This is a genomic window from Glutamicibacter soli, assembly GCF_052322135.1.
Lineage (GTDB): Bacteria > Actinomycetota > Actinomycetes > Actinomycetales > Micrococcaceae > Glutamicibacter > Glutamicibacter soli.
Map to the genome: position 1 here is coordinate 3,136,608 of NZ_CM125969.1, position 15,855 is coordinate 3,152,462.

Sequence of the window (15,855 nt, forward strand, 5' to 3'; positions counted from 1 at the left end):
ATGGGAACACTCGGCTGGGCCGTCCGGAAGATCGGCGGGGCGCTGGTGGTGCTGTGGCTGGTGGCCACCGCCATCTTCATCGGCATCCGCCTGATCCCCGGCGACCCGGCCGAAGCCATCATGGGCGGGCCCGGCTCCCAGGCCTCGGCCGAGGCGCTGGCCGCCGCCCGCGCCGAGTTCGGCCTGGACCAACCGGTGCCCGTGCAGTACCTGATGTTCCTGGGCAAGCTGGCCCAGCTGGACTTCGGCACCTCCTACGCACTCAAGCGCCCGGTGCTCGACGTGATGGCCGAGGTGCTGCCCAAGACCATCACCCTGGCCCTGCTGGCGCTGGCAGCCGCCTGGCTGCTGGCGCTGCTCTTCGCCGCGCTGGCCATGCGGGCCAACCGCTTCGGCGCCTGGCTTGGCAGCATGGTGGAGATCGTAGCAGCCGCCGTCCCGCACTTCTGGCTCGGCGCGGTGCTGATCATGGTTTTCTCCTCCGCCCTGAGCTGGCTGCCTGCAGTGGACAACGGCACCAGCGCCGGACTGGTGCTGCCGGTGCTGACCCTGGCGCTGCCGCTAGCCGGATTCCTCACCCAGCTGATGCGCGACTCCCTGGCCACTGCGATGTCCAGCCAGTTCGCGCTGGCGGCCCGGGCCCGCGGCGAAAGCCGGCTGGCGGTCTTCTGGCGCCACGGTCTGCGCCATGCCTCGCTGCCGGCGCTGAACCTGACAGGATGGGCGTTTTCCTCCCTGCTGTCCGGCGCGGTGGTGGTCGAGGTGATCTTCGCCCGCCCCGGGCTGGGACGCTCGCTGCTCTCCGCGGTGCTGGCCCGCGACATCCCCATGGTCACCGGCCTGGCGCTGTTCTCCGCGCTGGTCTACATCCTGGTCATGGCACTCACCGAAGCAGTGGAGCGCGCCATCGACCCGGCGGGAGCCGCCTCATGAGCCGGCCGTCAAAGATCCTCGCCTGGCTGTTCATCGCGTTCTGGGCGCTGACCGCCTTGGCCCCGCAGCTGATCGCTCCGGGCGACCCGCTGGCCATCAACCCGGCGCAGGCATTCCAGGCTCCGGGCTCCGAGCACGTGTTCGGCACCGACGAATCCGGGCGGGACATCTACACCCGCGTCATCCACGGCGCCGGAGACTCGCTGTTCATCGGTCTGGCCGCCACCGCCGTGGGTATGGGTCTGGCCATCGTGCTGGGCACCCTGGCCGCCATGGCGCCGCGCTGGCTGGACGGCATCATCCTGCGGGTGCTCGAAGCACTGTACTCCATCCCCTCGCTGCTGCTGGCGCTGCTGATCATCGCGTTCACCGGCCCCGGCGTGGGACCTGCCATCATTGCGGTGGGCTTGTCCACCGCACCGGGCTACGCGCGGCTGGTGCGCAGCCAGATCCGTACGCTGAAGAATTCCGAAATGCTCGAAGCTGCCACCGTGCTGGGCCGCGGCACCTGGCTGAAGATCCGCAACCACCTGGTGCCCAACGCACTCAAGCCGCTGCTCGCCCTGGTCACCCTGGGTATCGGCCAGGCCGTCATCTGGGCCGCGGCGTTGTCCTTCCTGGGGCTGGGAACTCCCCCGCCGGCACCCGAATGGGGCGCGATGCTCTCGGCGGGGCGCACCTACCTGCACCTGGCGTGGTGGATGAGCTTGTTCCCGGGTCTGGCCATCGTGGTAGTGGCCGCCGGCGCCACCCTGATCGGCCGAGCCCTGGGCGGAAAGGCCAGAACCATATGAGCACCCGTGATTCCGCACCGCTGATCACCGTATCCAACCTCTCGGTCAGCTTCGGCGCCGACGGTGCGGTGCAGGACGTCTCCTTCACCCTGTCCGCGGGACGCGCCCTGGCGCTGGTCGGCGAGTCCGGGTCGGGCAAGTCAGTGACCGCGCGCAGCCTGCTGGGGCTGTCCGGCGGAACCGTCACCGCCAAGACGCTGCGGATCTGCGGCCACGACGGCCTGGCGCTGCGCGACCGGGAATGGCAGGGCATTCGCGGCAACGCGGTGTCCATGATCCTGCAGGACGCGCTGACGGCGCTGGACCCGTTGCGCCCGGTGGGCCGGGAAATCGGCGACGCGTTGAAGGTCCACGGCTCGAACTCCCGCGCCGAGCGCCACGCCAGGGTCATCGAGATCCTTCAGCGGGTGCATATGCCGGATCCCGAACTGCGCGCGCGGCAGCGTTCCACCGAACTGTCCGGCGGCATGCGCCAACGCGCGCTGATCGCCCAGGCGCTGATCGGCAACCCGCAGGTGGTCATTGCCGATGAGGCGACCACCGCGCTGGATTCGAAACTGGCCGCCCTGGTGCTGGAGCAGCTGCGCGAGCTGAAGGAACAGGGCCGCGCGGTGCTGATGATCAGCCACGACCTGGCCCAGGTCGCTCACCTTGCCGATGAGATCGCGGTGATGCGCCGCGGGAAGATCGTGGAGCACGGGCCCGCCGCCCGGGTGCTGGAAGATCCGCAGCACGAGTACACGCGCACGCTGCTGCGGGCGGTTCCCTCTGGAATCCCGCGCTTTGTCCCGCTCTCCGCTTCCTCGGCTCACGCCGCGCCCGCGGCCGCTGCCGTCAATGCCGAGGACCCGACGCTGGCGTTGCGCGCGCACAATCTGGGTAAGTCCTTCGGCAGCCACCAGGCCGTGGACTCGGTGTCCTTCGAGCTGCCCCGCGGCACCACGCTGGGCATCGTGGGAGAATCCGGGTCCGGGAAAACCACCACCGCACGCATCGTGCTGGGACTGCAAAAACCCGACTCCGGGCAGGTCCAGCTGCTGGGCCGGGACTTCGCCCCGGGCAAGGAATCCGAGCGCCGGGAGCTGCGCCGTGCCATGGGCGCGATCTACCAGAACCCGCTGGGCTCCTTCGACCCCCGCTACACGGCAGGCCAGCTGCTTACCGATGCCCTGAGCGAGGGCAAGTCCAAGCGCGCGGACGGCGGATACCGCGATGGGGTGGAGCAGCTGCTGGAGCAGGTGGAACTTGATCCCGCGCTCGCCTCGCGCAACCCGCGCGAGTTGTCCGGCGGCCAGCGCCAGCGCCTGGCCATCGCCCGGGCGTTGGCTCCCAAACCCGCGGTGCTGGTGCTCGACGAGCCGGTATCCGCCCTGGACGTGTCGATCCAGGCGACGGTGCTTGACCTGCTGGACCGCATCCAGCAGGAAACGGGAACCAGCTACCTGTTCATTTCCCACGACCTGTCGGTCATCGAGCACATGAGCGACCGGGTCGCGGTGATGACCCGGGGGCGGATCGTGGAGCAGGCAGATACCGCGCAGATCTTCGGGGACCCTCAGCATGAGTACACCAAGTCACTGCTCTCGGCAATGCCGCGGCTTCGCTAGCGGGTTTCCGGCCGCCCACTTGCGCGGCGGCATGTGGAGCTAGCCATAGGAGAGACATGAGTTCTAGCTGCTTGGCTTCGGCCAATCAGGAAAGGAGATCGAACGATGAACGATTCAATCGCAATCAAATTCTGCGTCACGGCCCTGCGCACAGATCAGGAACAGCTGGACGTCGCAAGACGCCTGATCGATTTGGTGCAGCGTTCCGACCTGGATGACCATGTGGGAGTCTGGATGCAGGGCACCGCGCCACAGCTTAGCGTGCATGCCCATTCCGAGCCCGGATACACCCCCGAAATCCACCGAGACTGGATTGACGACATCGAAGAACAGCTCAGCGAGCTGACAAGGAGCCATATTCCACATGCTGAATTCGTTGCGCACATTGCTCCGGAAAGCCTCATCTGCTGAATACCCTTCCCCCACAGCTCGGATCGAAACAACCATGCACACCTCCACCAGCGCTGATGGAACGACGATCTATCGAGGGTTGGACATCAGTTCTTCCTCGTACCGCTGGGACAGCATCACCGCCGAGCACTTGGGCTATTGGATCAATCGATTGCCCCACCTGCGAACCCCGTTCCTGACCATTGCTAAGCCCCGGCCGGGAGTGGAGCACCCGGAATTCGTGCAAACCTACTGGGAGTCCGGTCAGGAATTCACCTTCGAGTGGTGGAACTACTCCCGACCCGGCCTGCATCGCGTGTGCACCGTAATATCGGCACAACGGCTGGTCCAGCTGATCCACAGCTGGCTGGATGGCGATGACAGCCAGCTGGAGAGCGAGCAGTGGGCCGAAGAATACTTCAAGGTCAAGATCCGTAAGCGCTGAGCTGCCAAACCAGCCTGCGGCTGCTGGAGGGATAGCGCAGCAGGACCGCAGGGTTGCTGCTCTTGGCTATCCCCTCGATGGGCCTGCCTCAGATGGAATCGACCAGACCGTCCTTGACCTGCTTGCGCAGGATCTTGCCCAGCATCGAGCGTGGCATCTCGTCGATGGCGAGGATGCGCTTGGGAACCTTGTAGGCGGCCAGCAGCTCGCGGCAGTGCTCGCGCAGCGCGTCCTCGTCCAGGGCCGCGCCCTCTTCCAGCTGGACGGCGGCAACTACCATCTCGCCACCGCGGGCCAGCGGCTTTCCGAAGGCGGCGGCGTCGGCGACGTCCGCATGCTGGCGCAGCGCGATTTCAACCTCGGTCGGCGACACGTTGAAACCGCCGGTGATGATCAGTTCCTTGGCGCGGTCCACCATTGTGGCGAAGCCCGCCTCGTCCACCGCGACCACGTCGCCGGTGTGCAGCCAGCCGTCCGCCGTCAGGGTTTTCGCGGTTTCCTCCGGGTTGTTCCAGTAGCCCCGGAAGACCTGCGGCCCCTTGATCAGCAGCTCGCCAGGCTCGCCCTGCGCCACTTCGCGGCTCGGGTCGTCCACGTCGACAACCTTCATCAAGGTGGAGGGGAACGGCACCCCGATGGTGCCGGCATGACGGCTGGGGTGGAACGGGTTGCCCATGGCCACCGGCGAGGACTCGGTCATTCCGTAGCCCTCGACCAGCAGGCCGCCGGACATCGATTCCCACAGCTCCACCACGTGGTCCGGGAGGTTCATCGCGCCGGAAATGCAGTACTTGGCGCTGGCCAAGGACATGCCGCGCTCCTTGGCGGCCAGAGCGGTGCGCTCGTAGATCGGCGGCACCGCGCAGTACACGCTGGCCGGGGACTTCTTCCACGCGTCCAGGATCATGTCCGGGTCGAACTTCGGGAAGAGCACCAGCAGGCCCTGCTTCTTGATGCCGAAGGTCAGGTACAGGGTCATCCCGAAGGCATGGAACATCGGCAGGATGGCATAGAGGATTTCCTTGCGCTCCTGCGCCCCGTGCATCCAGGCTTCGCCCTGCAGGGCGTTGGAGTACAGGTTGAAGTGGGTGAGCATGGCGCCCTTGGGACGCCCGGTGGTGCCCGAGGTGTACTGGATGACCGCGAGGTCCTGGACCTGCGGGTACGGATGCGCCGAATCCAGCGGCGAGGCCTTGAGCAGCTCCTTGAAGGCGAGGGTGCCGCGGGTGCGGGTGGTCAGCGAGTTCCTGGTGTCGCGCAACTTCTTCACCGGAAGGTGCAGCGCCAGGCGCTTGACGGCAGGGAAGGCCTCCAGCAGGTTCACCGCGACGATCGCGTCGATCTGGATGTCCTTCGGGAATTCCTGGACATGCTCGACCACCTTGTCCCAGGCGATGACCACGCGCGCCTGGTGGTCCTCGAACTGGTGGCGCAGTTCGCGCGAGGTGTACAGCGGGTTGTGTTCGACCACCACGGCTCCCAGGCGGAGCACCGCATAGAATGCGATGACGTGCTGCGGGCAGTTGGGCAGGATCAGCGCCACCCGGTCCCCGGCGCGCACGCCGAGATTCCGCAGCCCTTCGGCGGCCCGCTGGACCTGCTCTCCGAGTTCCTTGTAGCTCATCCGCCGGCCGAAGAACTCGGTGGCCGGGCTGGACCCGGCTTCGAGCACCGAGTGTTCGAACATGTGGCTCAGCGATTCGGTGGGCAGCTTGATTTCGGCGGGAACGCCGGGCTGGTAGTTGGCGGTCCAGGCAGGTGCGGATGAATTCTCCATGCTCCCATCATGCCTTGTCCCGCATCCGCCGGAAACTTCGGCAGCGGACGCAGTCCCCGTCCCGCCTTGGAATTCGCCGAGCCGCGTACCGCCGGCATTCGTGATTTTCCTAGGGTAGTGCCAAGTGCAGGAACAACATTGAGGACGGGGCGCATGGCACGCAAGGATCGGCTCCCGATCATCCGCAAGGGTGCAGGCCGCGGCTTCTACTACGAGCTGGACTCGCAGAGGATTACGGACCAGCAGGAGCTGGACCGCATCAAGGGATTGGCCATTCCACCGGCGTGGAAGCAGGTGCGGATTGCACGCAGCACGCGGGCCAAGGTGCAGGCCGTCGGTGTGGATGCGGCAGGACGCACCCAGTCGATCTACAACCCGGTGTTCAGGGCTCGTCAAGACGAAGCGAAATTCGCCCGGATGCTGGAGTTCGGTACCGCCCTGCCGCAACTGCGCGCCCAAGTGCGCAAGGACCTCCGTCGGCGTTCGGCCAACGAGCAGAAGGTTGCGGCGGCGGTCATCGCGCTCATCGACGAGCATCTGCTGCGGGTCGGAACGCCGGCCCGCTCCGGTGCAGGCGTCTCCTTCGGAGCCACGACCCTGCGCCGCAAGCACGTCAAGCCGGCCCGCGCATCCTTGAAGCTGGAGTTCACCGGAAAATCGGGGCAGCCCCAGTCCATTCGCGTGAGCAATCCCAAGTTGATGCGCATCCTCGAGGAATTGAAGAACATGCCAGGCCACGAGCTCTTCCGATTTCTCGATGAGAACAACCATGCGCACCGCATGGATGCCGATCGGGTGAACAGCTACCTGCGCCAGGCCATGGACGGGCCTTTCACGGCCAAGGACTTCAGGACCTGGGGCGGCACGAGCTGCGCACTGCAGGCGCTGCTCGAGGTCCCGGGCGCCGATGCCCAGGCACCGGAGCAGCTGGCCAAGCACGCGGTGGAAACAGCGGCCGCGAAGCTCGGCAATACGCCGACGATCGCCCGGGAATCCTATATCGACCCAAGGGTCCTGCTGTTGTGCGAGGAACCCGAGCGGCTGGACCGGCTGCGCCGTTCGTACCGGCAGCTGAAGACCCGACATCACCTGGATCCTGCCGAACGCTGCCTGCTGCGGGTGCTGCGCACGGAGCCCTGAGCGATCTGCAGCTGCCCGAGGTCCCGCGCTAAAGACGACTGCGCCCCATCGAGCGGCCCTGGTCGTCGAGAATCTGGCCCATCTGCTTGACGGTGCGCAGCACCACCGACCGGTCGCTGATGGCCAAACCGGACAGGCGGATTTCCAGGGCCTGCTCCAGCCGCTGCACTTCGCCCAGGTCCTTGAGCCAGACGTCCATGATCACATCGTGCGGCCCCACGGTGTGGGACACCAGACGGACCTCAGGGAGGTTTTCCAGCCTGCCGGCGATTCCCTCCAGCTTGGTGGCCGGGACGCGCATGAAATGCCAGGCGCTGACCGGCCATCCCGAGCGTGACCTGGCCAAATCCGTGCGTTGGATAAGCGATCCGCTGCGTTGCATCAAGGCCAGCAGCTCACGGATATGCCGCGGGTTCTGGTCCAGTTCGGAGGCGATCCTGGTGGCGCTGGCTCGGCCGTCCCGATTCAGCAGGGCCAGCATTGCCCGTTCGAGCTCCGGGTTGCGGGTCGCGGAACGGCTGGTGGCAGGCAGCGGAAGGCCCGCAATGCGCGCGCTTTCGTGGGCGTCCAGTGCGCGCACCCGCCATGATCTTCCGTCGATGAGGGTGCGGGCGATGGGGTGGCTGCGCACCGAGGCCACGGAGGGTACCTTGGGCAGCTCGTCGAGCAGGTACTTTCCCAGCGCGTGCGAATCACGCGCCGCGACGGTTGCCACGATGTCGCGACCGCCGGCGGTCAGGTCGACCGCGATGGCTTCCGGGGATTCGGCCAGCGCGAGCGCGACCTGGGTGTTGGCTCCGGAGTGGCAGTTGATCTCCACCAGCGCCGCCGCTTCCCAGGCGTTCCAGTCGAAGGTGGTGATCCAGGCGAGGCCATGGTCGGCCAGCTGCTGCCAGCGCCGGTTCAGCGTCGCGGCATCCGCGCCGAGGATCGGGGCAAGCTGGGTCCACGGGGCTCGCGGGCGGATTTGCAGGGCGTTAATAATCCGCAGATCGAGGGCATCAACCAAATAATCCTGCAACATGACTCCTATATCGTCTACTTTCAAGCATAGTGCTTAGAAATTCGGCAGGTATTTATAGCTTTATCTCGGCTCGAACAACTCGCTGCCTTCATTGAAGTATCGGATCATCAGATGTCATCAACAACTCGCACCACCAGGAAGGTGGCCGGCGGAGCCGTCGGCTTCCTGATCGTCATGGAATTCGGTTCCGGCCTGCTGCAAGACTGGTTCCCTCCCCTGCTCTCCCGTATCGGCTCGGATTTCGGTGTGGAAGCCGCGGCCCTGAACTGGGTCATGGTCATCTACTTGCTGATGACTGTTGCGTTCGTGCCCATCATCGGCAAGCTCGGGGATCTGTACGGGCACAAGAAGATGCTGCTGATCACGGTCTGCCTGGTCGCGGCCGGTTCGTTGCTGGTGGCTTTTGCTCCGAGCTTCACCTGGCTGTTGGTTGGCCGCGCGCTGCAGGCCCCGCTGGGCGCCTTCCTCCCGCTGGAATTCGCGATTGTGCGCAGCCGCGACGAGGAGTCGGCCGGGCGCTGCATCGGCAAGCTCGTGGGCGCTTTGACCCTGGGCGGCGCGCTGGGCGCCATGTTCTCCGGCGTACTGCTGTCCGCTTTTGACGACTTGACCCTGGTGCTGCTGGCGCCGGCGCTGTTCCTGGTGTTGTGCATCCCGGTGGTGGCCTGGCTGGTTCCCGAGTCCAGCACCCGCACGGCCGGAACGATCGACTGGGCCGGCGCCGTGCTGCTGACCGCGGGCCTGCTGTCCGCCCTGTTGGGCATTTCCAACGCCGCGACCTGGGGCAGGGATTCGGCCGCCACGTGGGGCACCATTATCGGCGGCCTGGTCTTGCTGGTGCTCTGGGTGCGCGTGGAAGGCCGCGTGGCCTACCCGCTGATCGACCTGAAGGTGCTCACCGGCACCGGCATCGGCCTGCCGATTGTCGCCGCGGCGTTCTTCGGCGCCCAGATGTTCGGTTCGCAGACCGCCGGGTCGCTGTTCATCATGACCGACCCGAACACCTACGGTTTCGGCCTGGGGCTGGGCAGCTCGGCCATCGGCCTGCTGTTCCTGGTGCTGGCGCTGATGACGTTCATCGGCACCACCCAAGCCGACCGCATCGGCTCGAAGATCGGTGCGCGTGCCGCGATCATCGCCGGCTCGGTGCTTTCCGCATTGTCCTTCGGCGGCATGATCCTGATGGCGGACAACGCCACGGCCTTCATGGTGTCCATGGCCATCGGCGCCTTCGGCAACGGCCTGATCCTCGGCCTGCTGCCGGCCATCGTGGTGCGCAAGTCCCCGGCTGATTCGGTGGCTATCGCCTCCGCGCTGTACAACACCACCCGCACCGCCTCCGGCTCGGTCTCCGGCGCCGTGTTCGCCCTGGTGATGTCCTCGGCACTGGTGACCGTCACGGTGGACGGCACCTCGAGCACGGTGTCGGCCGACAGCACCTACGTGGCCGTCTGGATCATCTGCGCCGTGCTGTCCCTGGGAGTGGCCCTGCTGGCCCTGCGCTTCCGCGACACCCCCACGCCCGCTGGCGCCCCGGCGGAGTCGACCCCCGTAGCGGCCGCAGCGGCCGAAGGAGAATAACCCATGGAACTGGCCCCCGCTTCATCCACCGCACAGCGCCTGCAGCAGGCCGTGGCAACACACAGCCAAACCCTGCTGGGCCTGTCCGCGGCCCTGCATGCCGACCCGGAAATCGCGTTCAACGAACACCGCTCCGTGGCCCGCGTCGCTGCCCCGCTGGAACAGGCTGGCTTCAATGTGCAGCTCGGCGGCTTCGATCTGGAGACCAGCCTGCGCGCTGAATTCGGCAGCGGTTCGCTGACGGTGGGCATCTGCGCGGAATACGATGCGCTGCCTGGCATCGGGCACGCCTGCGGGCACAACATCATCGCCTCCGGCGCCGTCGGAGCCGCGCTGGCGCTGGCGCAGGTGGCCGAGGAGCTGGACCTGCGTGTGGTGCTGCTGGGCACCCCGGCCGAGGAAGACGGCGGCGGCAAGGAACTGATGCTGCGCGCCGGGGCCTTCGACGACGTGGACTTCGCCATCATGGTGCACCCGACCCCGGGCATGGACATCGACTGCACCGGCACCTCCTCGCAGGGCTGCGACCGCTTCAAGGTCCACTTCACCGGCACCGCCTCCCATGCAGCGGCCGCACCCTCGCACGGGGTTAACGCCTCCAATGCCGCGACCCTCGCCCAGGTGGCCATCGGCCTGCTGCGCCAGCAGCTGCCCGACGGCATCCGCATCAACGCAGTGGTACTACCCACCAAGGCCGTGACCAACGTGATCCAGGCGCAGGCCAGCCTGGAGATCGAGGTCCGCGCCCACGACGCCGCGCTGCAGCAGGAGGTCAAGGACAAGGTGCTGCGCGCCTGCCACGGCGCGGCGCTGGCCAGCGGCTGCGAGATGGACTGGGAGCAGTCCTGCCCCGCCTACCTTCCGGTGCTGCAGGACGAGCGCATCCTTTCCCGCTGGAACAACTCCCTTCGTGCCACCGGCAGGAACCTGCTGCAGCTTCCGGCAGGCAGCACCGGCGGAGGCTCCACCGACATGGGCAACGTGTCCCAGTACCTGCCGGCGATCCACCCGGTGATTGCCGTGCTGGACGCGGTCGGCATGCCGCACACCGCCGCGTTCGCCGCGGAGACCTGCTCGGCCGGCGCCGACCAGGCGGTGCTTGACGCCGCGGTGGCGCTGGCCGGCACGGCAGCGGATGTCGCTGCCGATACCGAGCTGCGCCAGGCGCTGCTCCAGGAACGTCGGGAGCGCAAGCCCCGCGCCTGATCTTCCCCGCATGTGCCCCACCATCGTAGACCCCCAACTGCCGTGGTGGGGCACTTTTTGGTCGCCCCACCCTCGGCATGTTTCAGCAACAACTCAACAGGATTGACAATATCGCTGTCCTGGAAGTCGATGGGAGCCTAGCCTCAGGCAGAAAGGACTTGATTCTCCGCTTTTCCCCGCGAATTCGACTGCACCATCTGACCGCAGCCATGGCCGCCGAGCCCTTCCGCATCAAGGAACTGTCTCCTGTTGAACTGCTGGATGCCGTGGTGCAGCGTACCGTCGAGGTCGAGCCGACCATCAATCTGGGCGGATACCCGTGCGGCGGCAAACGCCCTGCGCAATTCCGGTGTCGTGCCCGAAGAAGTGTCCACCGGCGTGCAGATCGGGGGACGCACCTACTATGAGTCATGGTCTTCGCCCTGGGCTTCGCACTGGAAGCCGAGCTTGATTTGTGGACCCAGCCTTCATGGTGGCCGCAGGTGGTGGCGGCTAACGCCTAGAGCACCCCATGAGTCTGACCGGGCTGTTGTCTCCTCCGACGGCCCGGGCATCTCATTGTCCGCAGTAGTCCGCAGCGAATGAAGTGCGCGTCCTACTCCTGCACAGCATTTCAAGAGCCATTTGTAGTCGTTCTCCTCAAGGTTGATCACGAACGCACGGCGCTCGCAGATCAGCCCCTAGCGCATGACGAAGACCTCTCCCATGGCCCTGCGCAACTGCTCTCCATTGGCTCGGTGGGTTTCACCGTGGATCTCCGCCATGGCTGTGTCGTCCTCCTCGACCAGGCGCACGATGCGCAGCACCGGATATCCGGTGAAGTCCTCGTTCTCTATGGCGGCGTCATCGGCTTGTTTGCCGGTGAGTCGGAAATGCCCGAAGACGGTCCAGACGATGTCCTCGGTCAGACAGGCCAGGATCTGGGTATGGTCGTTCTTGTTGAATCCGTCGATGTATTTTTGGACCGTTTCCTTGTTCACTGACATTTTCCCGCTCCTCAACACCGGCAGGGATTTCAGGCTAGATCCGTCGGCCGCGTTTGGGAATGCCGAAAAAGCAGCAGGCGGTGAAATGAACAAAATTTTTGTTCATTTCACCGCCTGCTGCGGGTCTGGCGGAGGTTACTTCGCCAGGTACATCTTGCGCAGCGGTGCCTCAAGCACCCAGGTGGTGTTCATTCCCTCGCGCAGGTGGCAGATGCTGCCCGGAACCAGGTTCACGGTCTGTTCCTCGAAGCCATTGACCGGATGGATCGTGACGCTCGCGGTGCCCGACAGCACGATGAACAATTCTTCGGCCTCGACATCGCTCATCGTGCCGGCGCTCATCTCCCACAGGCCGAACTCGGCGCCGAAGATCTCGCCCAGCGATTCGGCGGCGGTGGTCGGGTCCCCGGCCAGCGACTGCTCCGCAGGCACCGGCTCGTGGGCCAGTTCAACGGACAGTGCGTCGACGCTGCGGGTGTTCGCCCCGATCTCGAAGACGGTGGTGTTTTCGCTCATGAATCAAATCCCATTCCAATAGCATCCATGGTTCGCAGGAGCAGTCCCCGCTTGCCTTCGCGGCGATCAGCGCGCAACATGGCCCAAGTCATCATCTTAACCCCTAGCCAAGCCGCCGGTTCCGGAGGGAACGGCAGCGGCTTCTTCTTGGCCATTTCCAGGACGGTCAACTCGGGCAGCTTGTGCAGCATATCCCAGCCGATGGCCTCGCGCTGCTTTTCGGTCAGGGCGTGGCCGGCGCAAGGGTGATCCTCGAGAGCGCCAAGCATCTTGCCTCAGCATCCCCCTGACCGGGAGCATTCTGTCACTCCTAGTCACTGTCGGCCAGCGTACGCTTTGGAGATGAGTAACCAAATACCCTGCGAGGACCAAAGGCTCCTCCGGATCTTTTGCGATTACGGTGCCGAATGGCCGCTGTGGGAATGCGGCATGCAGGTCCCGGAGGACTACGGCCTGTCCGACACCCTCTGCGCCAGGCTTTCGCAGTGGAATACCCAATTCCAGGAGCACATGCATTGGGATCACGGCTGGCGCATGGGATTCGACGTTCGGCGGTGGACACAGACCGGCCATCGACTGGCCAAAGACGTTCAACGCGAAGTCGGGCCCTCTATCACCGTCCGCTACTGGCAGTGACCCGCAATCCGACTCGCATCGAAAGCAGCAGCCTGCCGGATTCGTGCGGATCCGGAGGCTGTTGCTAATCCATTTCCTATCGGTGCCCGATGCTGCTTGGCGACGACTACCACGGCATCCAGGGAATGTACGCGTAGGTGGTTTTCTGCGCTTCTACTGCCCTAATGAAACGCTCCCAGAATCCATCGCGCCCAGAATCCATCGCGCCCAGCGGCTTGTTGACGATGCCATCTAATTCAGGGACCGACCGGTTGCCGTAGTTCGAGAGGTTATCGGTGCGCAGGATCGAGAACGTCCCCATCGGGTTCCCACTCGACACGTACCAGCTGGTGTAGAACAGATTGCTTCCCTTGCGGGCACCCGGGTCGGAGATCAGCGCGGGTAAGGCGCCCCGGGGTGGCGGTGTTGGTCTTGGTCTTCAGCCCTATTTATTCGGCCGCCGCTGCAGTTGCCTGAGATCAACGCGAATTCGTTTCCCATCGGCCCGGTGGTGACGGCGATTTCCTCGCGCTTCATGCTGTGCTCTTCGATAAGTTTGGTCATCGCTTCCAAGGCGTACGGGTAGGCCGGCAGGTTCGCGGAGGCGTCTTTGCAGGTGGTCTCGCCGTCCGGCCCCACGCCGACTCGATGGTGAATGAATCGTTTGGCTTGCCATAGCCCGGACAGCCGCCAGCACCACACCGTCGCGATCAATGGCCATCAGCAGCGACTTGTCCGAGGAATGCAGCCCATCGATTGCGTTGGCCGGAACCACCCAACCGTCGTCGACCTCGCCTAGCTTCATAGCGTTGCTGCGGGCCACGGGGACGGGCATGGCGGCCGCTGTGGTCGCAGGCTGGGGCAAGCCGGTCGCGGCGTTCCTGATCATCATCCTCTTCGTCACCGGCGCGCCGATCCTGGCGGTGCTTATCGGGGTCGGGATCGGCTGGGTGGCCATCACGCTGCTGCCGCTGCCGGAACCCGAAGCGGACCCGGAGCCCGCCGCGGCGACATCTGAATGACAAATCTCCACTGATCTGCCTAAACTTCCCGTAGGACGGCCGTCTTCGCGCCGTAGAACATCACACGGGGGAATCAATGGCACGGTGTTATCCGCAGGATCCGGAGTTCACGGACAAGGGCGGAGCGGAGAAGGCGGTGTTCGAGGCGCTGCGCGACGCGCTGCCCGAGGATGCCCTGCTCTTCCACTCGGTGCAGCTGCGCGATGGCAGCGCCGAGCACGAGATCGACCTGCTGGTGCTCTGGCCCGAGGTGGGCATCGCCGCCATCGAGGTCAAGGGCGGCCTGGTCTCCAGCTCGGAGGGCTGCTGGTACCAGTCGGATGCCAAGGGAAAACACCGGCTCAAGCAGAGCCCCATGGCGCAGGTGCAAAGCTCCGCCCACGCCTTGAAGGAGGTGCTCTACCCGCTGATGGGCACCCGCGTCACCAGCCGCATGGCGCACATCGTAGTCCTGCCCTACACCCCGTGGCCTGCTGACTACACCTCGGTGGGATTCCCCCGCGAGCTGATCATCGACCGCGGCCAGATGCCGCAGATCGCCCAGCACGTGCGCAGCGCCATCGAGAACCAGGGCGGAGGCCTGGCCGGGCTGACCCTGGACTTCGCCGAACGCATGGTCAAGCACCTGACCTCCTCCACCGGCCCGCTGGGCGGGGACCAGGCCGAGGTCGACTACGCCCAGGCGCTGGGCAACGAGCAGGTCCAGGAGACCCTGACCGCCCGCCAGCAGATCCTGCTCTCGGCCACCCGCTCGCTGCCGCGGGTGCGCTTCATCGGCGGCGCCGGCAGCGGCAAGACCTGGATGGCCCTGGCCAAGGCGCGCGAGCTGTCCAAGCAGGGGCTGCGGGTTGGCCTGTTCTGCTACAACAAGGGCCTGGGCCACTACCTGAAATCCGAGGTCGGCACTTGGCGGCAGAACAAGCCGGTGCACACCGGCGAATTCCACGAATACGCGCGCAGCCTGGGGGTGCCCGACGGCAGCGGACAGGAATACTTCGACGTGGCCATGCCCGCGATGCTGCGCGAGATCGGCCCGGGGCTGGACGCCGGACTGAAGCTGGATGCGGTGATCGTGGACGAAGCCCAGGACTTCGCCCCGGACTGGTGGGAGGCGCTGCTTTCCTGCACTGTGGATCCCACCGGCGGCCGGGTCTACGCCTTCATGGACAGCCGGCAGGATGTCTACCGCCGCTGGGATGGCGAGGCAGTGGGCGAGAGCTTCGGCCCGGCCGCCGCGCTGGTTCCCATCCATGTCGACGACAACCTGCGCAACACGCGCAGCATCGCGCAGACCTTCAAGGGATTCATCGACCAGGCCAGCAAGCTGCGCGGCGGCGACGGGATCCCGGTGCGCTTCGTGGCAAGCAGCACCGAGGACAGCATCGACACCGCCTCGGACTGCGTGGACGCGCTGCTTGACGAGGGCTGGGCGAACAACCAGATCGCGCTGCTGACCACGAACAAACGCCACCCCGTCCACCAGGGGCATTTCGAGGACGGCACCGTGGACAGCGAGTACTGGCCCGAGTTCCACCGCCGCGACGGCGAGTTCTACGGGCACGTGCTCGGCTTCAAGGGCCTGGAGCGCAGCGTGGTGATCCTGTGCGTGAACGGCTTCAAGGACATGGGCCGCGCCGCGGAGATGCTCTACGTCGGCTTCTCCCGCGCCCGCAGCCTGCTGGTGGTGGTCGGCGACCCCGACCTGCTCGACGAGGCCTGCGGCCACGAGCTGCCGCAGGCGCTGTCCAAGGCGCAGCTATGGGACCCGCACGCCACCCAGCAGCTGGAGCCGGCGCCCTGAGCCGCTGGCCATAAGCCG

General features: G+C 65.9%; 19 protein-coding genes. 11 read left to right on the forward strand and 8 right to left on the reverse strand.

Going from position 1 to position 15,855, the window contains the following annotated elements:
* The 5 genes from ACTX90_RS14890 to ACTX90_RS14910 all read left to right on the forward strand — a co-directional run bounded on the left by ACTX90_RS14890 (position 1) and on the right by ACTX90_RS14910 (position 4,169).
* Positions 1 to 933: an ABC transporter permease gene (locus ACTX90_RS14890; protein WP_424572786.1), complete on the forward strand. Its 933-nt coding sequence runs from the start codon at positions 1 to 3 to the stop codon at positions 931 to 933.
* Positions 930 to 1,727 (forward strand): ABC transporter permease, encoded by a 798-nt coding sequence (locus tag ACTX90_RS14895; RefSeq protein WP_424572785.1) that lies wholly within the window; start codon positions 930 to 932, stop codon positions 1,725 to 1,727. The genes ACTX90_RS14890 and ACTX90_RS14895 overlap by 4 nt, the downstream gene beginning before the upstream one ends.
* Positions 1,724 to 3,334 carry a dipeptide ABC transporter ATP-binding protein gene (locus ACTX90_RS14900; RefSeq protein WP_443442307.1) on the forward strand — a complete coding sequence of 537 codons (1,611 nt, stop codon included), beginning with the start codon at positions 1,724 to 1,726 and terminating at the stop codon, positions 3,332 to 3,334. Before ACTX90_RS14895 ends, ACTX90_RS14900 begins: the two co-directional genes overlap by 4 nt.
* A 105-nt stretch (positions 3,335 to 3,439) precedes the next feature.
* Positions 3,440 to 3,745 (forward strand): hypothetical protein, encoded by a 306-nt coding sequence (locus ACTX90_RS14905; RefSeq protein ID WP_047120125.1) that lies wholly within the window; start codon positions 3,440 to 3,442, stop codon positions 3,743 to 3,745.
* A gap of 34 nt (positions 3,746 to 3,779) precedes the next feature.
* On the forward strand, positions 3,780 to 4,169 hold the full coding sequence (locus ACTX90_RS14910; RefSeq protein WP_424678263.1) for a hypothetical protein: 390 nt from the start codon (positions 3,780 to 3,782) through the stop codon (positions 4,167 to 4,169).
* 88 nt (positions 4,170 to 4,257) lie between these two features.
* Here the strand turns inward: ACTX90_RS14910 and ACTX90_RS14915 are convergent, their stop codons facing one another.
* Positions 4,258 to 5,946 (reverse strand): long-chain-fatty-acid--CoA ligase, encoded by a 1,689-nt coding sequence (locus ACTX90_RS14915; protein ID WP_047120127.1) that lies wholly within the window; start codon positions 5,944 to 5,946, stop codon positions 4,258 to 4,260.
* Between the two features lie 153 nt (positions 5,947 to 6,099).
* On the opposite strand from ACTX90_RS14915, the gene ACTX90_RS14920 reads away from it, so the two are divergent.
* The gene (locus ACTX90_RS14920; RefSeq protein WP_443442308.1) at positions 6,100 to 7,086 is read left to right on the forward strand and encodes a DNA topoisomerase IB; all 987 of its coding nucleotides are present in this window, start codon (positions 6,100 to 6,102) and stop codon (positions 7,084 to 7,086) included.
* Between the two features lie 28 nt (positions 7,087 to 7,114).
* Here the strand turns inward: ACTX90_RS14920 and ACTX90_RS14925 are convergent, their stop codons facing one another.
* Complete coding sequence (locus tag ACTX90_RS14925; protein ID WP_443442309.1) at positions 7,115 to 8,110, reverse strand: Lrp/AsnC family transcriptional regulator; 996 nt, start codon at positions 8,108 to 8,110, stop codon at positions 7,115 to 7,117.
* Between the two features lie 111 nt (positions 8,111 to 8,221).
* On the opposite strand from ACTX90_RS14925, the gene ACTX90_RS14930 reads away from it, so the two are divergent.
* Complete coding sequence (locus ACTX90_RS14930) at positions 8,222 to 9,691, forward strand: MFS transporter (protein WP_443442310.1); 1,470 nt, start codon at positions 8,222 to 8,224, stop codon at positions 9,689 to 9,691.
* Between the two features lie 3 nt (positions 9,692 to 9,694).
* Positions 9,695 to 10,897 (forward strand): amidohydrolase, encoded by a 1,203-nt coding sequence (locus tag ACTX90_RS14935; RefSeq protein WP_443442311.1) that lies wholly within the window; start codon positions 9,695 to 9,697, stop codon positions 10,895 to 10,897.
* Between the two features lie 143 nt (positions 10,898 to 11,040).
* On the opposite strand, the gene ACTX90_RS14940 is transcribed toward ACTX90_RS14935, so the two are convergent.
* From ACTX90_RS14940 to ACTX90_RS14955, 4 genes are all read right to left on the reverse strand, one after another.
* On the reverse strand, positions 11,041 to 11,271 hold the full coding sequence (locus tag ACTX90_RS14940) for a hypothetical protein (RefSeq protein WP_443442312.1): 231 nt from the start codon (positions 11,269 to 11,271) through the stop codon (positions 11,041 to 11,043).
* Positions 11,272 to 11,577: 306 nt separating this feature from the next.
* The gene (locus ACTX90_RS14945) at positions 11,578 to 11,883 is read right to left on the reverse strand and encodes a nuclear transport factor 2 family protein (RefSeq protein WP_047120131.1); all 306 of its coding nucleotides are present in this window, start codon (positions 11,881 to 11,883) and stop codon (positions 11,578 to 11,580) included.
* Positions 11,884 to 12,018: 135 nt separating this feature from the next.
* Entirely contained in the window at positions 12,019 to 12,399 is a 381-nt protein-coding gene (locus ACTX90_RS14950; RefSeq protein WP_047120132.1) for a cupin domain-containing protein, read from the reverse strand.
* A complete protein-coding gene (locus ACTX90_RS14955) occupies positions 12,396 to 12,668 on the reverse strand; it encodes a hypothetical protein (protein WP_443442313.1) in 273 nt (90 codons plus the stop codon). The genes ACTX90_RS14950 and ACTX90_RS14955 overlap by 4 nt, the downstream gene beginning before the upstream one ends.
* A gap of 73 nt (positions 12,669 to 12,741) precedes the next feature.
* Between ACTX90_RS14955 and ACTX90_RS14960 the strand changes: the two genes are divergently transcribed.
* Positions 12,742 to 13,035: an immunity protein CdiI family protein gene (locus ACTX90_RS14960; protein ID WP_161447228.1), complete on the forward strand. Its 294-nt coding sequence runs from the start codon at positions 12,742 to 12,744 to the stop codon at positions 13,033 to 13,035.
* A gap of 106 nt (positions 13,036 to 13,141) precedes the next feature.
* On the opposite strand, the gene ACTX90_RS14965 is transcribed toward ACTX90_RS14960, so the two are convergent.
* Together ACTX90_RS14965 and ACTX90_RS14970 are read right to left on the reverse strand one after the other, a co-directional pair.
* A complete protein-coding gene (locus ACTX90_RS14965) occupies positions 13,142 to 13,336 on the reverse strand; it encodes a hypothetical protein (protein WP_443442314.1) in 195 nt (64 codons plus the stop codon).
* A 71-nt stretch (positions 13,337 to 13,407) separates the two neighbouring features.
* A complete protein-coding gene (locus ACTX90_RS14970) occupies positions 13,408 to 13,728 on the reverse strand; it encodes a hypothetical protein (RefSeq protein ID WP_443442315.1) in 321 nt (106 codons plus the stop codon).
* Here ACTX90_RS14970 and ACTX90_RS14975 point away from each other — a divergent pair.
* Both ACTX90_RS14975 and ACTX90_RS14980 read left to right on the forward strand, forming a co-directional pair.
* Positions 13,728 to 14,036 carry a hypothetical protein gene (locus ACTX90_RS14975; protein WP_443442316.1) on the forward strand — a complete coding sequence of 103 codons (309 nt, stop codon included), beginning with the start codon at positions 13,728 to 13,730 and terminating at the stop codon, positions 14,034 to 14,036. The genes ACTX90_RS14970 and ACTX90_RS14975 overlap by 1 nt on opposite strands.
* Positions 14,037 to 14,112: 76 nt before the next feature.
* Positions 14,113 to 15,837, forward strand: a complete 1,725-nt coding sequence (locus tag ACTX90_RS14980) for a nuclease-related domain-containing DEAD/DEAH box helicase (RefSeq protein ID WP_424572774.1) — start codon at positions 14,113 to 14,115, stop codon at positions 15,835 to 15,837.
* Positions 15,838 to 15,855 lie beyond the last annotated feature (18 nt).

What these genes read in the sequence shown, in the direction of transcription:
- ACTX90_RS14890 (WP_424572786.1), top strand. Translation starts at nt 1, where the DNA reads ATGGGAACACTCGGCTGGGCCGTCCGGAAGATCGGCGGGGCGCTGGTG.
- ACTX90_RS14895 (WP_424572785.1), top strand. Translation starts at nt 930, where the DNA reads ATGAGCCGGCCGTCAAAGATCCTCGCCTGGCTGTTCATCGCGTTCTGG.
- ACTX90_RS14900 (WP_443442307.1), top strand. Translation starts at nt 1,724, where the DNA reads ATGAGCACCCGTGATTCCGCACCGCTGATCACCGTATCCAACCTCTCG.
- ACTX90_RS14905 (WP_047120125.1), top strand. Translation starts at nt 3,440, where the DNA reads ATGAACGATTCAATCGCAATCAAATTCTGCGTCACGGCCCTGCGCACA.
- ACTX90_RS14910 (WP_424678263.1), top strand. Translation starts at nt 3,780, where the DNA reads ATGCACACCTCCACCAGCGCTGATGGAACGACGATCTATCGAGGGTTG.
- ACTX90_RS14915 (WP_047120127.1), bottom strand. Translation starts at nt 5,946, where the DNA reads ATGGAGAATTCATCCGCACCTGCCTGGACCGCCAACTACCAGCCCGGC.
- ACTX90_RS14920 (WP_443442308.1), top strand. Translation starts at nt 6,100, where the DNA reads ATGGCACGCAAGGATCGGCTCCCGATCATCCGCAAGGGTGCAGGCCGC.
- ACTX90_RS14925 (WP_443442309.1), bottom strand. Translation starts at nt 8,110, where the DNA reads ATGTTGCAGGATTATTTGGTTGATGCCCTCGATCTGCGGATTATTAAC.
- ACTX90_RS14930 (WP_443442310.1), top strand. Translation starts at nt 8,222, where the DNA reads ATGTCATCAACAACTCGCACCACCAGGAAGGTGGCCGGCGGAGCCGTC.
- ACTX90_RS14935 (WP_443442311.1), top strand. Translation starts at nt 9,695, where the DNA reads ATGGAACTGGCCCCCGCTTCATCCACCGCACAGCGCCTGCAGCAGGCC.
- ACTX90_RS14945 (WP_047120131.1), bottom strand. Translation starts at nt 11,883, where the DNA reads ATGTCAGTGAACAAGGAAACGGTCCAAAAATACATCGACGGATTCAAC.
- ACTX90_RS14950 (WP_047120132.1), bottom strand. Translation starts at nt 12,399, where the DNA reads ATGAGCGAAAACACCACCGTCTTCGAGATCGGGGCGAACACCCGCAGC.
- ACTX90_RS14955 (WP_443442313.1), bottom strand. Translation starts at nt 12,668, where the DNA reads ATGCTTGGCGCTCTCGAGGATCACCCTTGCGCCGGCCACGCCCTGACC.
- ACTX90_RS14960 (WP_161447228.1), top strand. Translation starts at nt 12,742, where the DNA reads ATGAGTAACCAAATACCCTGCGAGGACCAAAGGCTCCTCCGGATCTTT.
- ACTX90_RS14965 (WP_443442314.1), bottom strand. Translation starts at nt 13,336, where the DNA reads ATGGGGACGTTCTCGATCCTGCGCACCGATAACCTCTCGAACTACGGC.
- ACTX90_RS14975 (WP_443442316.1), top strand. Translation starts at nt 13,728, where the DNA reads ATGGCCATCAGCAGCGACTTGTCCGAGGAATGCAGCCCATCGATTGCG.
- ACTX90_RS14980 (WP_424572774.1), top strand. Translation starts at nt 14,113, where the DNA reads ATGGCACGGTGTTATCCGCAGGATCCGGAGTTCACGGACAAGGGCGGA.